The 14,524-nt window shown below is 73.2% G+C and carries 13 protein-coding genes and 1 pseudogene; 9 read left to right on the top strand and 5 right to left on the bottom strand.

The genetic code is table 11. The features are described 5' to 3' along the window. The first annotated feature begins 55 nt into the window (after positions 1–55). The gene (locus FF36_RS02540; protein ID WP_044883339.1) at positions 56–1,498 is read left to right on the top strand and encodes an aldehyde dehydrogenase family protein; all 1,443 of its coding nucleotides are present in this window, start codon (positions 56–58) and stop codon (positions 1,496–1,498) included. Then, complete coding sequence (locus FF36_RS02535) at positions 1,491–3,032, top strand: class I adenylate-forming enzyme family protein (protein WP_236706025.1); 1,542 nt, start codon at positions 1,491–1,493, stop codon at positions 3,030–3,032. The genes FF36_RS02540 and FF36_RS02535 overlap by 8 nt, the downstream gene beginning before the upstream one ends. 68 nt (positions 3,033–3,100) lie before the next feature. Here FF36_RS02535 and FF36_RS02530 read toward each other — a convergent pair whose 3' ends face one another. The 3 genes from FF36_RS02530 to FF36_RS02520 form a co-directional block, all read right to left on the bottom strand. Next, complete coding sequence (locus FF36_RS02530; protein ID WP_044883252.1) at positions 3,101–4,330, bottom strand: ABC transporter substrate-binding protein; 1,230 nt, start codon at positions 4,328–4,330, stop codon at positions 3,101–3,103. Positions 4,331–4,642: 312 nt separating this feature from the next. After that, entirely contained in the window at positions 4,643–4,939 is a 297-nt protein-coding gene (locus tag FF36_RS02525; RefSeq protein ID WP_044883251.1) for a hypothetical protein, read from the bottom strand. A gap of 114 nt (positions 4,940–5,053) precedes the next feature. Continuing rightward, positions 5,054–6,136 carry a Gfo/Idh/MocA family protein gene (locus FF36_RS02520; protein ID WP_044883250.1) on the bottom strand — a complete coding sequence of 361 codons (1,083 nt, stop codon included), beginning with the start codon at positions 6,134–6,136 and terminating at the stop codon, positions 5,054–5,056. A 385-nt stretch (positions 6,137–6,521) separates the two neighbouring features. Here FF36_RS02520 and FF36_RS02515 point away from each other — a divergent pair, with 385 nt between their 5' ends. Beyond that, positions 6,522–7,841 carry a TetR/AcrR family transcriptional regulator gene (locus tag FF36_RS02515; protein WP_236706026.1) on the top strand — a complete coding sequence of 440 codons (1,320 nt, stop codon included), beginning with the start codon at positions 6,522–6,524 and terminating at the stop codon, positions 7,839–7,841. Between the two features lie 10 nt (positions 7,842–7,851). On the opposite strand, the gene FF36_RS02510 is transcribed toward FF36_RS02515, so the two are convergent. Further along, the gene (locus tag FF36_RS02510) at positions 7,852–8,493 is read right to left on the bottom strand and encodes a TetR/AcrR family transcriptional regulator (RefSeq protein WP_044883337.1); all 642 of its coding nucleotides are present in this window, start codon (positions 8,491–8,493) and stop codon (positions 7,852–7,854) included. 72 nt (positions 8,494–8,565) lie between these two features. Here FF36_RS02510 and FF36_RS36860 point away from each other — a divergent pair. The 4 genes and pseudogenes from FF36_RS36860 to FF36_RS02495 form a co-directional block, all read left to right on the top strand. Then, positions 8,566–9,159, top strand: a pseudogene (locus tag FF36_RS36860) (phosphotransferase family protein); the annotation flags it as partial. 1 nt (position 9,160) lies between these two features. After that, a partial coding sequence (locus tag FF36_RS36855; RefSeq protein ID WP_242422244.1) for a phosphotransferase family protein occupies positions 9,161–9,732 on the top strand: 572 nt, incomplete at its 5' end. A gap of 2 nt (positions 9,733–9,734) precedes the next feature. Beyond that, the gene (locus FF36_RS02500; RefSeq protein ID WP_044883248.1) at positions 9,735–10,496 is read left to right on the top strand and encodes an SDR family NAD(P)-dependent oxidoreductase; all 762 of its coding nucleotides are present in this window, start codon (positions 9,735–9,737) and stop codon (positions 10,494–10,496) included. Between the two features lie 69 nt (positions 10,497–10,565). Continuing rightward, a complete protein-coding gene (locus tag FF36_RS02495) occupies positions 10,566–11,894 on the top strand; it encodes an acyl-CoA dehydrogenase family protein (protein ID WP_044883247.1) in 1,329 nt (442 codons plus the stop codon). Between the two features lie 15 nt (positions 11,895–11,909). Here FF36_RS02495 and FF36_RS02490 read toward each other — a convergent pair whose 3' ends face one another. Then, complete coding sequence (locus tag FF36_RS02490) at positions 11,910–12,587, bottom strand: TetR/AcrR family transcriptional regulator (protein WP_082121609.1); 678 nt, start codon at positions 12,585–12,587, stop codon at positions 11,910–11,912. A 314-nt stretch (positions 12,588–12,901) separates the two neighbouring features. Here FF36_RS02490 and FF36_RS02485 point away from each other — a divergent pair, with 314 nt between their 5' ends. Both FF36_RS02485 and uppS read left to right on the top strand, forming a co-directional pair. Next, positions 12,902–13,531, top strand: coding sequence for a TetR/AcrR family transcriptional regulator (locus FF36_RS02485; RefSeq protein WP_044883246.1), 630 nt, complete (start codon positions 12,902–12,904; stop codon positions 13,529–13,531). Positions 13,532–13,676: 145 nt separating this feature from the next. After that, positions 13,677–14,453 carry a polyprenyl diphosphate synthase gene (uppS, locus tag FF36_RS02480; RefSeq protein WP_044883245.1) on the top strand — a complete coding sequence of 259 codons (777 nt, stop codon included), beginning with the start codon at positions 13,677–13,679 and terminating at the stop codon, positions 14,451–14,453. The last annotated feature ends 71 nt before the right edge of the window (positions 14,454–14,524 follow it).

Below are 14,524 nucleotides of genomic sequence, written 5' to 3'. Positions count from 1 at the left end.
CACCACCCCCACCACCCCCGCCGCGGCCGGTGCGACCGTGGCCGGCGAGGCCCGGATGCTCATCGACGGCAGGCTGGTCGAGGCCACCGGCGGCGCCGTCTACGACAACATCAACCCGGCCACCGAGCAGGTGCTGGGCCAGACCAGCGACGCCGCGGCCGTCGATCTGGACGCCGCGATCGCCGCGGCGCGGCGCGCCTTCGACGAGTCGGCGTGGTCGACCGACCGGGACCTGCGCCGCCGCTGCCTGCAGCAGCTCCAGCAGGCGCTGGAGGGCGAGCGCGAGGCGCTGCGTGCCGAGCTCGTCGCCGAGGCCGGCGCGCCCGTCGCCGTCACCGGCATCGCCCAGCTCGACTGGCCGCTGGCCGACGGGCTGCGCGCCCCGCTGGAGCTGATGGACAGCTTCCCCTGGGAGCGGTCCCTGCCCGACACCCACCTCATGGGCACCAGCCACCGGGCCGTCTGGCAGGAGCCGGTCGGCGTGGTCGCGGCGATCGTGCCGTGGAACTTCCCGTTCGAGGTCACGATCAACAAGCTGGGCCCGGCACTGGCGACCGGGAACACGGTCGTGCTCAAGCCCGCACCGGACACGCCGTGGAACGCCACCCGCATCGGCCGGCTCATCGCCGAGCAGACCGACATCCCGCCGGGTGTGGTCAACGTGGTGCCCTGCTCGGACAACGCCGTCGCCGGCCAGCTCCTCGTCGACCCGCGGGTCGACATGGTGTCGTTCACCGGGTCGACGGGGGTGGGCCGCCTCGTCGTGGAGAAGTCCGCGGCGACGATGAAGCGCACCCTGCTCGAACTCGGCGGCAAGTCGGCGATGATCGTTCTCGACGACGCCGACCTCGCCGCGGTGCTGCCGCTGGCCGGGTTCGGCGCCTGCCTGCACTCCGGGCAGGGCTGCGCGCTGCTCACCCGGGTGCTGCTGCCGCGCGAGCGCTACGCCGAGGGCGTGGAGATCCTCGCCGGGGTGATCGGCGCCCTGCCCTACGGCGACCCGACCGATCCCGCGAACCTCGCCGGCCCGCTCATCAACGCCCGCCAGCGCGAACGGGTCCTCGGCTACATCGAGGCCGGCCGGGCGCAGGGGGCCCGGGTCGTCGTCGGCGGCGGGCGGCCCGAGCACCTCCCGCGCGGGTACTACGTGCAGCCGACGCTGCTCGCCGACGTGGACAACACGATGACCGTCGCCCGGGAGGAGATCTTCGGGCCGGTGGTGTGCGCGATCCCGTTCGACGGCGAGGACGACGCGGTCCGCATCGCCAACGACAGCCCGTACGGCCTGTCCGGCGGGGTGTACTCGGCGTCGGTCGAGCGGGGGCTGGGCGTCGCCCGGCGCATCCGCACCGGCAGCATCAACGTCAACGGCGGGATGTTCTACGGCTCCGACGGCCCCTACGGGGGCTTCAAGCAGAGCGGCCTGGGCCGGCAGGGCGGCCTGGAGGGCTTCGCCTCCTACACCGAGGCCAAGACCGTCGGCTACGTCGGTGCCTGACCCGGACGCCGGCATCGGCGCCGGGGCGGGCGTGGGCGGCGCCGCCGGTGCCAGCGTGGCCGTCGGGGTCGAGGTCGGGGTCGGCGGGGGCTGGCTGGAGCGCGTCTTCGCGGTGCACGCGGGCAGTGCCCGCCCGGCGGTGCTCGACGCCGGCGGTCCGGTCAGCGGCGCCGAGCTCGTCGGGCGGGCGACCTACGCCGCCGAGTTCCTCATCGGGCTCGGTGTCGCGGCGGACACGCCGGTGCCGGCGCTGCTCACCAGCAATCCCGACGCGCTGGCGCTGCTGCTCGGCGGGGCGGCGGCCGACCGGCCGGTGGCCCCGCTCGGGCCCCGGCTGACCGCCACCGAACTCGCCGGCCCGGTGCGCGCCAGCGGCGCCGGCGTCCTGCTCACCGAACCGGCCTGGGCCGCCGTCGCGGCCGAGGCCGCGGCGCTGGCCGGGGCGCGGGTGATACCCGTGCCGGCGATGCGGGCGTCCGGCGCGGCCCCGCCGGTGCCGCGCGGACCGGTCGCGCTGTACCTGCACACCTCGGGCACCACCGGGGCGGCCAAGCGGGTGCCGGTCACCCAGGAGGTGCTCGCCGCGCGCACCGAGCTGCTGTCCGGCCTGCTCGACCTCGGCCCGGACAGTCGCTACGCCACCGGCTCGCCGCTGCACCACATCGGCGGGCTCGGCAACACCCTCGTCGCGGTGACCGTCGGCGCGACCGTGCTGCCGACGGCGCGCTTCAGCCACGAGTGGTGGGCCGGCCTGCGGGAGCAGGGCGCCACGCACTGCCAGCTCGTCCCGACGATGATCGAGATGCTGCTGGCCGAGGGGACGCTCGACGCGGTGGGGCTGCGCACCCTGATCTACGGTGCGTCGCCGATCAGCCCGGAGACCCTGCGCCGGGTGCAGACCGTGCTGCCCGGGGTGCGTCTGGTCAACCTGTTCGGCCAGACCGAGGGCAGCCCGCTGACCTGCCTGACCCCGGCCGACCACGACCGGGCCGCGGCCGGCGCCCCCGACCTGCTCGCCACCGTCGGGCGGCCCGTCCCCGGGCTGCGGCTGCGCATCGACGACCCGGACGACGCCGGGGTCGGCGAGGTGCTCGCCGCCGCGGCGCACCTGAGCGTGCACGCCGCCGACGGCTGGCTGCACAGCGGCGACCTCGGCTTCCTCGACGACGACGGCTACCTGCACCTCGTCGGTCGGCGCAACGACATGATCGTGCGCGGCGGGGAGAACGTGTACCCGCTGGAGATCGAGCACACGCTCGTCGAACATCCCGGGGTCGCCGACGTCGGGATCGTCGGGGTGCCCGACGCCCGGCTGGGGGAGACGCTGGCCGCGTTCGTCGTCCCCGCCGACCCCGACCGCCCGCCGCCCGCCGACGAGCTGCGCCAGTTCGTCCGCGACCGGCTGGCCGGGTTCAAGGTGCCCGCCTACTGGTACGTCGTGGACGCGCTGCCGCTCAACGCCGCCGGCAAGCTCACCCGCCCCGCCCTGCGCGCCCGCCACGACGCCGCTGCCGCCGGCAGCCTGTCGCCGTAGCGGGCCCTCGCCCGGAGTGTCCGGGCGAGGGCGCGGGCGGACGGGCGGGCGCGAGCGGGGTGGGTCGGTCAGGAGCCGGTGGTGGCGGGCAGCTCGTGGCCGCAGAGGTTCTCGCGGACGACGCTGAAGGCGTCACCGGTGCGGTTCGCCTGCACGAACGACCAGCAGGTGGTCTGCTTGCCCCGGTCGTGGGCCAGGTCCATCGGCTGGATCAGCCCGCCGGCGTCGTAGTTGTGCACCGCGTTCAGGGCGTTGACGAAACCCTCGCGGGTCGGGCAGGGACCGGCCTCGGTCAGCCCGCGCAGGAACAGGTCGGTGTCGATGTAGGCGATCATCGCCAGTTCCTGCTGCGGGTTGGGGACCTGCGGGGCGTAGCGCGACATCGCCGTGCGGTAGTTCGCGATTGCCGGGCCGCCGGCCTCGAAGGGGCGGTAGAACACCGGGATGGTCACGCCGGCCAGCGCGCCGCCGGAGTCGTGCAGGAGCTGGGTGTCGTAGCCGCTGACCGACAGGATCACGCGCAGGTTCACCCCGGCGGCGCGCACGGCGGTCAGGACCGCGGGCAGGTCGGGGGCGTTGATGACGGTGAGCAGGGTGTCGGCGCCGCTGTCGGCGATGCGCCGGGCGACGGACGCCGGGCTGTCCGCGTTCGCGGTGTAGGCGATCTCGCCGACGACCGGGATGCCGGCGGCCTGGGCGCTCTGGGTCATCTTGGCGCTGGTGTTGCCGACCCCGGCCGACAGCGCGGTCCGCAGCAGGATCGCCTTCGTCCCGCCCTGCGAGCGCAGGAACGTGCCGTAGGTGTCGGTCGCGGCGCCGGTGGTGGAGGAGAACGAGAACATGGTGCGGTACTTCGCCCAGACGTCGCCGGTGGCCAGCCCGCCGACCGGGACGCCGTGCTCGGCCAGGTACTGGGCGCTGCCGTCGGTGGCCAGGGAGTACTCCAGGATGCCGAAGACTCCTCGTTGCTCGACCAGGTCCCGGGCGGCGACGCCGTTGGCCGAGGGGTCGCCCTGGTCGTCCCGCCAGTCGTAGACGATCTTGCGTCCGTGGATGCCGCCGGCGGCGTTCGCCTGGCCGATGCGGGCGTCGACCCCGGCGCGGGTGGCGGCCATCGAGGCCGCCGTCGGCCCGGAGTCGGGATAAAGAAGCCCGAGCCTGACCTCCGATGAGGTCACGCCCGGGCTGTCACAGGGTCCCGCCGACGACGCGGTCGGGGACGAGCACGCGCTCGCCCCCGCGGCGACTAACGCCAGCACGGCGGCAGCGCTGGATAACGATAAGGAACGGCGACGCATCGTGAACCCCCGTGGAAGCGGTCAGGGAAGGGAGGGGACAAGAGGGAAAGGGGCAAAATGGACAATTGGTGTACCATGGAGGTGGCTGGACAACGGTGCAGGCAGCCGGGGAACGGTGAAGGAAAAGGACATGCCCCGGCGCCGTGGGACGCCGGGGTTCGGGGTGGTACTCGGGACGGCGGGAACGATCAGGCGCGGGCCGCCGGCCCGGCGGTCGGGCACGCCGGCCGCCGACCGCCCACGCCTGGTGCCGCGCTCACCCGCCGGCCAGCGGCCCGCCGAGCGGCGGTGGCGGGCGGCGGTGGCGCGGACTCAGCTCTCGTAGCGGGGTGTGCCGCGGTAGCCGAAGAAACGTTCGAAGTTCTCGTCGTTGATCGGCCGCCGCGAGTTGCGCTCCAGGGCGTCGCGCAACGCCGCGAGCCGGGCACGCTCGCGCCCGACACGCTCGGCGTCCACCGGCTCGGCGCCCTCCAACTCGGTGACCAGGGTGTTCTGCGCTTCGATCTCCTCGGCGAGGCGTACCGCCACCTCGCTGTAGGTGAGCAGATCCTGGTCGTCCTCGTCCTCGCGTTGCGGGACGGCGGCGGGGTTGGTCCCTGCGTCGGTCATGCGTACACCGTCCTTTCTGCGGTCCTCGCAGGGGGCTGTGACCCCCCGCGTCGGCAATCCCACGTGTCGGCGGAGCTCCACCTCACGTCCGTCGATCGGCACGCCCGTCGATCGTCAGAGTTCGATGGGAACCCAGCCGGCGCCCTCGGACGACCGGTGCGCCGCGTCGATGATCTCCAGGCTCAGCAGCCCGTCGGTGAACGTGGGGACCGGGGTGGGCTGGCCGTCGAAGGCGGGCAGCCAGTCCTCGAGCATCAGCGCCATCGCCCGGCTGCCGTGCCCGGCCAGGCCCTCGGGCAGGTGCTGCGGGGCGGCGGGCTCGCGCTCGATCGGGGCCAGTGGCGCCAGCCCCTTCTCGCTCGCCGGACCCGCCTGGTAGGTGGTGTGGCGCAGGCTGCCGTCGGCGACGATGGTGCCCTCCCCGCCCAGCAGCTCGAGGCGGAAGTGGTCGACGTTCGCGCCGATCGTGGAGACGCTCAGGATCGCGATCGCGCCGGAGGCGAGCCGCAGCAGCACCGCGGAGGTGTCGTCCGCGGTCACGGCCAGTTCCCCGCCGTCGGGCAGCGCCCGCGTCGGCACCGAGCTGCGCACGTCGGCACACACCGCCACCGGCGGCCCCAACAGCGAGCAGACGAAGTCCAGGTCGTGGACGAGCATGCCGGCGAGGTAGCCGCCGCCCTGGGCGCGGTCGTACATCCAGGCGGCCTGCAGGGGCCGGCTCGGATGCCAGTAGGAGGCGCTGCGGCTGACCCGGGCCACGTGCGGGGTGCCGAGCAGCCCGGCCCGCACCTTGTCGGTGATCGCCAGCCACTCCGGGTTCCAGCGGTTCTCGAAGCAGCAGCCGGTCGGCCGGCCCGACGCCTGCGCCGCGGCGACCATCTCCCTGGCCTGCGCCGGATCGGCGGCCAGGGGCTTCTCGCACAGCACGGCCTTGCCCGCATCCAGCGCGGCGAGGGTGATCTCGTGGTGCAGCGCGGTCGGGGTCGCGACCGAGATCAGATCAAGGTCGTCGCGGCGTACGAACGAGCGCCAGTCGGTCGAGGTGTCGTCGATGCCCAGCCGGGCGGCGACCTTCCCGAGCCGCTCCGGCGTCCGCGCGCACAGCGCCACCGGCTCGTACCCCTGAGCCGCCCGGTAGGCCGGAGCCTGAACGATCGCCCCCCAGCCGACCCCCACGATGCCCACCCGCAGCGTCATCGGACCACCCGCGCTGTCATGTCGCCTCCCACGCGACGGACGCCCGCCGCCCTGCCGCATTGACGCATTGCCGAAACCAAAGGCTAATTGGTTAGACACTAGTGCGGGACTCCTCCGGCGGGCAACGCAGGCCCGGCAGCCGGCGCCGCAGGCTGGCCGGAGGCGACGACGCCGCCCCGATACCGTCACGAATCCGGCCTGAACGGTTGGCGGGAGGGCGGTATCGAGGCCCGCGTCTGAGCGGCGTCCTACACTTGCCTGCGGGAATGCCCTGTCGGGGCCGGTGGAGGAGTGGGAATGCGTGAGGGGGCGCCGGGTGGTGGTCGAACCCGAGCGTGAGCCGCTCCTGCCATCGCGGCGGCGGGATCCGTATCCGGTCAGTCCCGTGATCGGTCCGGAAGGCGAGCGGGCCTGTGCGGAGATCGTGGCGGCGGCCCGCGGACTGTTCGCCCGGCGCGGCTACCACGGCACCAGCATCCTGGCGATCACAGAGGCCACGGGCCGCTCGGACACCGCCTTCTACCAGTACTTCCAGAGCAAGATCGAGTTGTTCGCCCTCTTCTACGAGCAGCTCGGCCGGGACCTCGTCCGCCACTTCCGCGGCCAGCGGGTCATCGAGCCCGGACCGGCCGGGCTGACGGAGTTCCGCGCCTGGCTCGAGGGCCTCGACGACGTCCTGCGCCGGCACTCGCCCGTCTTCGCCGCCTGGCCGCTGGTCGCGGACGACGCCCTGATGCCAGAAGATCCCTCCGAGCAGTACCTGCACGTGCTCGCGGAGGAGATGCGGCCTCGGCTGGCGCTCGCCGGCACCGGTCCGGTGGACACCCGCGTCCTCGCGATCGCGATCATCAGTCTCATGCAGTGGACGCACGTCGTGCTCGATCCACGCCGCCCCGGCGTCCTGCCGCCCGAATCGTCCGTGCACGCCACGCTTGCGACGATCATCCACTCCTCGCTGTTCCCGCGGGAGGCCGGCGCCGTGGGCGCCGTGGGCGCCGACGGCGACCCGCCGCCCTGGCCGGACCTTCTCCTGGACAGCAGCACGGATCGCGCGGACCCGCTCGGCGCCTGGCGCGAGACGGCCCCGCTCGGCCTTCGTCGGCGGGTCACCCGGCGGGCCGAACCGACGATCCGGCGCATTCTCGCCGCCGCCAATCAGGCGTTCGAGCGAGGCGGGCTGGCCGGTACGAGCGTCGACGACATCACCGCCGAGGCCGGCGTCGCCCACGGCACGTTCTACCAGTACTGGGAGGACCGGTACGCGATCTTCGCGACGCTGGCCCACCAGGCGGCGGTCGACATCTGCACCCACCTCGACGACCTGCTGCGCGCCGAGGACGAGAGCGACATCCTGGCCTGGATCGACCGCTGGTTGGACGTGCTGCGACGGCGCGGCCCCACCCTGCACGTGTGGACGACCGAGGTGCTGCCGACCGCCCCGCTGCAGCGGCTGAGCCGTCAGCTTCGGACCCACCTCGACGCGGTCACCGCGCGGCTGCTGGCGCGGTGGGCGCCGGGACGATCGCTGGACCCGTCGGCGGCCGCCATCGTGCTGTGGGTCCTGCTGGGGGAGTTTCCCTACCACGCCTGGCAGCGCCATCCGGTCCTCGACCGCGACGACGTCCATCGCTCGCTCGCGCTCCTGCTCGTCGGTGGTCTGCTCGGCGCTCGCACACCCCTGTCCGCCGGCGGCCCGCCCCGCTGAGTGGGCGGGGTCAGGCCGGCCCGGCGACGGCCGTGCAGAACGTGACGAGATGGTCGCGTTCCACGGCGTCGGGCCCCGTGCCGGTGGCGACGTGGCGCTCGAGCGCGCCGAGGACCACGTCCAGGATGGCCCGTGCGTCCAGCTCCGGGTGAGGGCGTCCGGCCGCGGCCAGGGGCGTGACCAGCAGGTCGCCGAGCTGGTTGTCGAGGGTCGACCGCCCCGGTTCGGGGCCGCCCGAGCCCAGCGTGAGCCGGCTGATCGCGATGCTCTGCGTGGCGACCTCGGGGCTGGTGAGCTGACTGAGCAGCCCCTGGACCCAGGCGGCGACCTGATCGGCGGGGCTGGTCTCCTTGGCCATCTGGTGGCCCAGGTAGGAACGGACCCGCAGGACGCCGCGCTCCATCACGGCGTGCAGCAGTTCGCTCTTGCCCGCGAAGTAGCGGTAGAAGGTCTGGTTGGAGGTGCCGGCTTCGGCGACGATGTCGCTCACCCGCGGCTCCGCCGGGGCGACCCGGACCGCCACCCGCAGGGCGGCGTCGAGGATCTGCTCGAGCTCGTCGAGGGCGTCGCGCTGGTGGCGGCGCAGTGCTCGATCGACTGCGGCGCGTACGGACGCGGGCGCTGCGTCCCACTCCAGTCGGGTCGACTCCATGGATGCCAGTGTGCCGTGCGTGGCGGGCGAAGCGGGGCCGGATCCGGCCATGTCGCAGAATCTGGTTCTGAGATGGACAGAATGCTATTCTGCCCAACGTCCCGCTCCCGTCGACGAGGAGGTCCGGATGGGGAACCCGATCCAGCCCGCCAACCCGCGCCAGCCTGCCGCACTGAGCCGGTGCCCGCGGTGAGCGCGGGTGCGGCGGCACAGGGCGTGGCGCTCGATGTCGCCCGGCTGGCCCGCTGGCTCGACGCCGAGCAGGTGCCCGGGGCGGGCGAGCTGCCCGTCGTCGAGCGGCTCACCGGTGGTTCGCAGAACGAGCTGTACTCGCTGACCCGCGGCGGCGAGCGCACGGTGCTGCGGATGCCCCCGGCGGCCGCGAGCGCGTCCCGCGTCGACGGGCTGCGCAGGGAGCTGCGACTGCTGCGCGCGCTGCGCGGAACCGACGTGCCCCACGCCGAGCTCGTCGCCGGTGACCCCACCGGCGAGGTGCTGGGAATGCCGTTCTACGTCATGCGCGCCATCGACGGCTGGAGCCCGACCGCGACCTGGCCGGCCCCGTTCGACACCGACCCGGCCGCCCGTCGCGGGCTGGCGTTCGAGCTCGTCGACGGCATCGCGAAGCTGTCCCGGGTCGACTGGCGGGCCCGCGGGCTGGAGGGGNTCGGCCGCCCGGAGAACTTCCACGAACGCCAGGTCGACCGCTGGCTGACGTTCCTCGGCGCCTACCGCTTCCGCGAGCTGCCCGGCCTCGACTCCGCGGCGGACTGGCTGCGGGCGAACCGGCCGGCCACCTTCGAACCCGGGATCATGCACGGCGACTACCAGTTCGCCAACGTGATGTTCCAGCACGGCGCCCCGGCCCGGCTCGCCGCCATCATCGACTGGGAGATGACGACGGTCGGCGACCCGCTGCTCGACCTCGGCTGGGCGCTGCTCGGCTGGGACGGGGAGCAACCGCGCACCGAGGGCTTCTACCTCGACGTCTCCGGCATGCCGCGCCGGGCCGAACTGCTGGAACACTACGAGCGGGTGAGCGGACGCTCGACCGCGGACATCGACTACTACCTGGTGCTGGCCAACTGGAAGCTCGGCGTGGTGCTGGAGAAGAGCTACGCGGCCTTCAGCAGCGGCGGGACGGTCGACCCCAAGGTCGAGACGTTCGGGCCGCTGGTGCTGCAGCTGCTGGCCACCGCCGCCGACCTCGCCCGCTCGCTGCCGGCCCGGAGAGGCTGACCATGGGATACGCGGACACCCTGTTCGACCTGACCGACCGCGTCGTGCTCATCACCGGCGGCAGCCGCGGGCTCGGCCGGGAGATGGCCTTCGGCGCGGCGCGCTGCGGCGCCGACGTTGTCATCGCCAGCCGCGACCTCGACTCCTGCACGGCCACCGCCGCCGAGATCGAGGCCGAGACCGGCCGCACGGCCCTGCCGTACGCGGTGCACGTCGGACGCTGGGACGAGCTGCCCGGCCTCGTCGACGCCGCCTACGAGCGGTTCGGCAAGGTCGACGCACTGATCAACAACGCCGGGATGTCGCCGTTGTACGACACCCTCGGTGACGTCAACGAGAAGCTGTTCGACGCGGTCGTCAACCTGAACCTCAAGGGTCCCTTCCGACTGTCGGTGCTCGTCGGCGAACGGATGGTGGCCGCGGGCCGCGGTTCCATCGTCAACGTCAGCTCCACCGGCTCCATCCGCCCGACGCCGGCGATCCTGCCGTACGCCGCGGCCAAGGCCGGCCTCAACGCGCTCACCGAGGGCCTCGCGCTCGGCCTCGGCCCGCACGTGCGCGTCAACACTCTCATGTCCGGCCCGTTCTACACCGACGTCAGCAAGCACTGGGACCTCGACGCCGTCGCCGAGGCGGCCAGGTCACACGCGCTGCAGCGCGCCGGTGACCCGCGCGAGATCGTCGGTTCCGCGCTGTACCTGATCTCGGATGCGTCCAGCTACACCTCCGCCGCGACCCTGCGGGTCGACGGCGGCATCCCCTGAGCCGACACCATCCCCTGAGTCGACACCGATCCTGAGCCGACACCGGCCCGAGTGCTGGGAGGAAAAGCCATGGCATGGGACTTCTCGACCGATGCCGAGTTCGAGGCCAAGCTCGACTGGGTCCGGGCGTTCGTGCGCGAGGAAGTGGCACCGCTCGACGTGCTGTTCCCGGGCTGCGAGTACCTGCCCCTCGACGACGAGCGACGCGCGATCGTCGACCCGCTCAAGCAGCGGGTGCGCGACGAGGGCTTGTGGGCCCCGCATCTGGGCCCGGAGCTCGGCGGGCAGGGTTTCGGCGCGGTGAAGCTGACCCTGCTCAACGAGATCCTTGGCCGCACGGACTGGGGGCCGATCGTCTTCGGCACCCAGGCGCCCGACACCGGCAACGCCGAGATCATCGCCCGGTTCGGCACCCCGGAGCAGAAGGAGCGCTACCTGGCGCCCCTGCTGGCCGGTGAGATCTTCTCCTGTTTCTCCATGACGGAGCCGCAGGGGGGCGCCGACCCGCGGGTGTTCACCACCCGGGCGCGACGCGAGGGCGACGAGTGGGTGATCGACGGCCGCAAGTACTGGTCGTCCAACGCCGCGGTGGCCTCGTTCCTCATCATCGTCGCGATCACCAATCCCGACGTCCCCGTGCACCACGGTGCGTCGACGTTCCTCGTCCCGCGCGACACCCCGGGCGTGGTGATCGAGGACAGCCACCACGTGTTCGGCGCGCACCACCACGAGCCGGGCCACTCCCTCGTCCGCTACGAGGGGGTGCGGGTGCCGGCGGACGCGCTGCTCGGCCACGAGGGGCGCGGCTTCGAGGTGGCCCAGTCCCGGCTGGCCGGCGGCCGGCTGCACCACGCCATGCGCGCCATCGGCGTCGCCCAGCGGGCCATCGACATGATGGGACAGCGGGCCCGCAGCCGGTTCACCCAGGGCAGCTCGCTGGCCGACAAGCAGTTCGTGCAGGGGTTCATCGCCGACTCCTACACCGAGCTGATGCCGTTCCGGCTCGCCGTGCTGCACGCCGCCTGGCTCATCGACACCCAGGGGGAGCACGCCGCCCGTACCGACATCGCGGCCCTGAAGGTGCTCACCCCGAAGGTCATCCAGTCCATCGTGCTGCGGGCGATCCAGGTCCACGGCGGGCTCGGCATCACCGAGCAGCTTCCCCTCGTCGACATGTTCACCACGGGACTCGCCCTCGGCCTCGCCGACGGGCCCACCGAGGCGCACAAGGTCAACCTCGCCCGCCAGCTCCTGCGGCACTACGAGGCCGACGACCCGGCGTGGCCCGAGGAGTTCCTCGGCCGTCGCCTCGCCGCGGCCCGGGAGAAGTACGGCGATCTCGTCGCCACCGTCCCGTCGGTGCCCGCCGGGCCGCCGGTGGTGCAGCCAGGGGTGTGACGGCGCCCGCGGGGCTCAGGCCTCGAGCACCGCGGTGATGAACCCGCCGATGGTGGTGACGACGTCGGCGTCGTCGACCGGCAGGTGCTGGGCGTGGCAGTGGTACCAGGTGCGGTCCATCATCGACTGCACCGCCAGGCCCAGCGCCTCGGGTGCGTCGGTGGGGGTGCGCTGGCGACCCCGCAGGTGCACCCCGAGCAGCCAGGCCACCCGCATCTGCATCTTGTTGCTCGCCGCGCCGACGCTCTCGTCGGCCGGGCCGGACTGCGCCGAGAGAATGAACGCGCCGTGCTGGTCCATGAACGCGAAGTACTTCCACACCCAGGCCACGACGTCGGCCTGGGTGCAGGGCCGCGGGATGGTCTCCCACTCGGCGATGACCTGGAGGAGTTCCTGAAAGGTGGCCTGGCCCAGGGTGTCGAAGATTTCCCGCTTGTCGCGGAAGTAGGTGTAGAAGCCGGCGCGGGAGATGCCGCAGGCGTCGGTGATGTTGTTGATGCGGGTGCCGGCGTACCCGCGTTCCAGGAAGAGCTTCTTGGAGGCGTCGAGGATCGCGTTGCGGGTGCGCGCCGCGCGCCAGCCCAACCGGCCGGCCGCGGTCTCGACGCCGGCCGGCTCGACCTGCGGGATCCGGGGATCGCCGTCGGGGGCCGTGCCCTCGTCGACGATCTCCGCGGAGGTTGAGTCGCCCATGGTCGATCCAGTGTATGGAGTGCCGGCCGCGCAACTGTGACGGACGCGTCAGAGGTTGCTCACACACGCGGGTCGCCCCCACACGCGGGTTGCTCACACACGCGGGTCGCCCCCACACGCGGGTCGCCCCCACACGCGGGCTGGTAAGGCACGCGCTCGGGCGCGCCTGGCCGGCGATCAGCGAGTCCGGTGCTCCCGTATCATCCACCCGGAGCGCCGCAGCGCCGCCGAACCGTCGGTGCCGTCGTGCGTTGGCCGACGCGGGCACCCGGTCGGGACGAGCGCGAAGGGGTGTGTCGGCGGGATGGGCCCCAGTGGCTGAGACGTCGCTGCGGCTTGCCGCCGACGACCCGGACCGCGCCGAGCGGGAGCGTCGGGCGATCATCCGCGCCGCGCACCGGCTGATCGGCCGGGAGGGGCGCGCGACGACGCCGCTGGAGGACATCCTGCGCGGCGCCGGGGTGAACAGGCGCACCTTCTACCGGCACTTCCCGTCCAAGGACGCGCTGATCCTGACCATGCAGCGGGAGGCCGCCGCCGGGGTGCGCGACAGCCTGCGCGCGGTGGTGCGCCAGGCCGGCGACGCCCGGGCCGCCGTCGTGGCATGGATCGAGGAGCTGCTCGCGATCGGCTGGGACGAACGCGCCAGCCGGGACGGGCGGACGTTCATGACCCCGGAGGTCGGTCTCGTCGTCGGCATCGCCGAGGCCCTGGAGGACATCTACGCCGAGCACCGGGGCATCCTCGCGGAGGTCCTCGCCGCCGGGCGCACCGACGGCAGCCTGCCCGCCGCGGAGCCGGAGTGGGACGCCCTCGCGATCCACGCCGTCGTCGTGCGCTACCTGGAGATGCGGGCGCGCGGGCGGCTGGACCGGCCCTTCGCCGCGGTGGTGGACGACGTCGTACGCAGGTTCCTCCCGGCGGCGCCCGGGACGCGGGGCTGACCGGCACGCAGGGCTGATCACCCCCAGGTCACGGGCCCGCCCCAAACGATGGTCACCTTGGACGGGTATCGTCACCATCCCGGTCGGTACCAGCCGGGAGTCGACCCGTGCCGAGCGCGGGCGTCGGCTGTAGGGGAAGGTAACGATGACACCGGGTCCTCTTCTCTACGCGCTCTACACCCGGCGGCTGCGCCGGCAGGTCATGGCCGGCCCGCTGCCGGCCCACGTCGGGCTGGTCATGGACGGCAACCGCCGCTGGGCCCGCGAGATGGGCCTGGCCAACCCCAGCCTGGGCCACCGCTACGGCGCCGAGCATGCCGAGGACGTGCTGTCCTGGTGCGAGGCCGTCGGCATCCGCCACGTCACCGTGTTCGTCTGCTCGACCGAGAACCTGCAGCGCCGCGGCGACGCCGAGGTCGCCTTCCTCATGCAGGTCATCGAGCAGGTGGTCAGTGACCGGCTCGCCCGGCCCGACGCCCGCTGGCAGGTCCACCTCGCGGGCATGCTCGACGCGCTGCCCGACAGCACCGCGCGAGTGCTCAAGGACGCGGTCGAGACGACCCGTGCCTGCACGACCGGCTTCCACGTCACCCTCGCCGTCGGCTACGGCGGGCGGCAGGAGGTCATCGAGGCGCTGCGTGAGCACCTGTACGAACGCGCCGAGGCCGGTGACTCCCTCGCCGACGCCGCCGCCTCGCTGACCATGGACGACATCGCCCGCCACCTCTACACCGCCGGGCAGCCCGACCCGGACCTGGTGATCCGGACCTCCGGCGAGCAGCGGATGTCGAACTTCCTGCTCTGGCAGAGCGCCTACTCGGAGCTGTACTTCTGCGAGGCCTACTGGCCCGCGTTCCGCGAGATCGACTTCCTGCGCGCCCTGCGCAGCTTCGCCGCCCGCGGGCGCCGGCACGGCGCCTGAGCCGACCGGCCGTGCCGGCGGTCGGCCGCGGCGAGCCGGGTATGGCAGAAACTGCCAGACGCTGCTAGCGT

This window comes from Frankia torreyi (genome assembly GCF_000948395.1).
GTDB classification, from domain to species: Bacteria; Actinomycetota; Actinomycetes; order Frankiales; family Frankiaceae; genus Frankia; species Frankia torreyi.
This window is presented reverse-complemented; position numbering and strand designations above follow the sequence as displayed.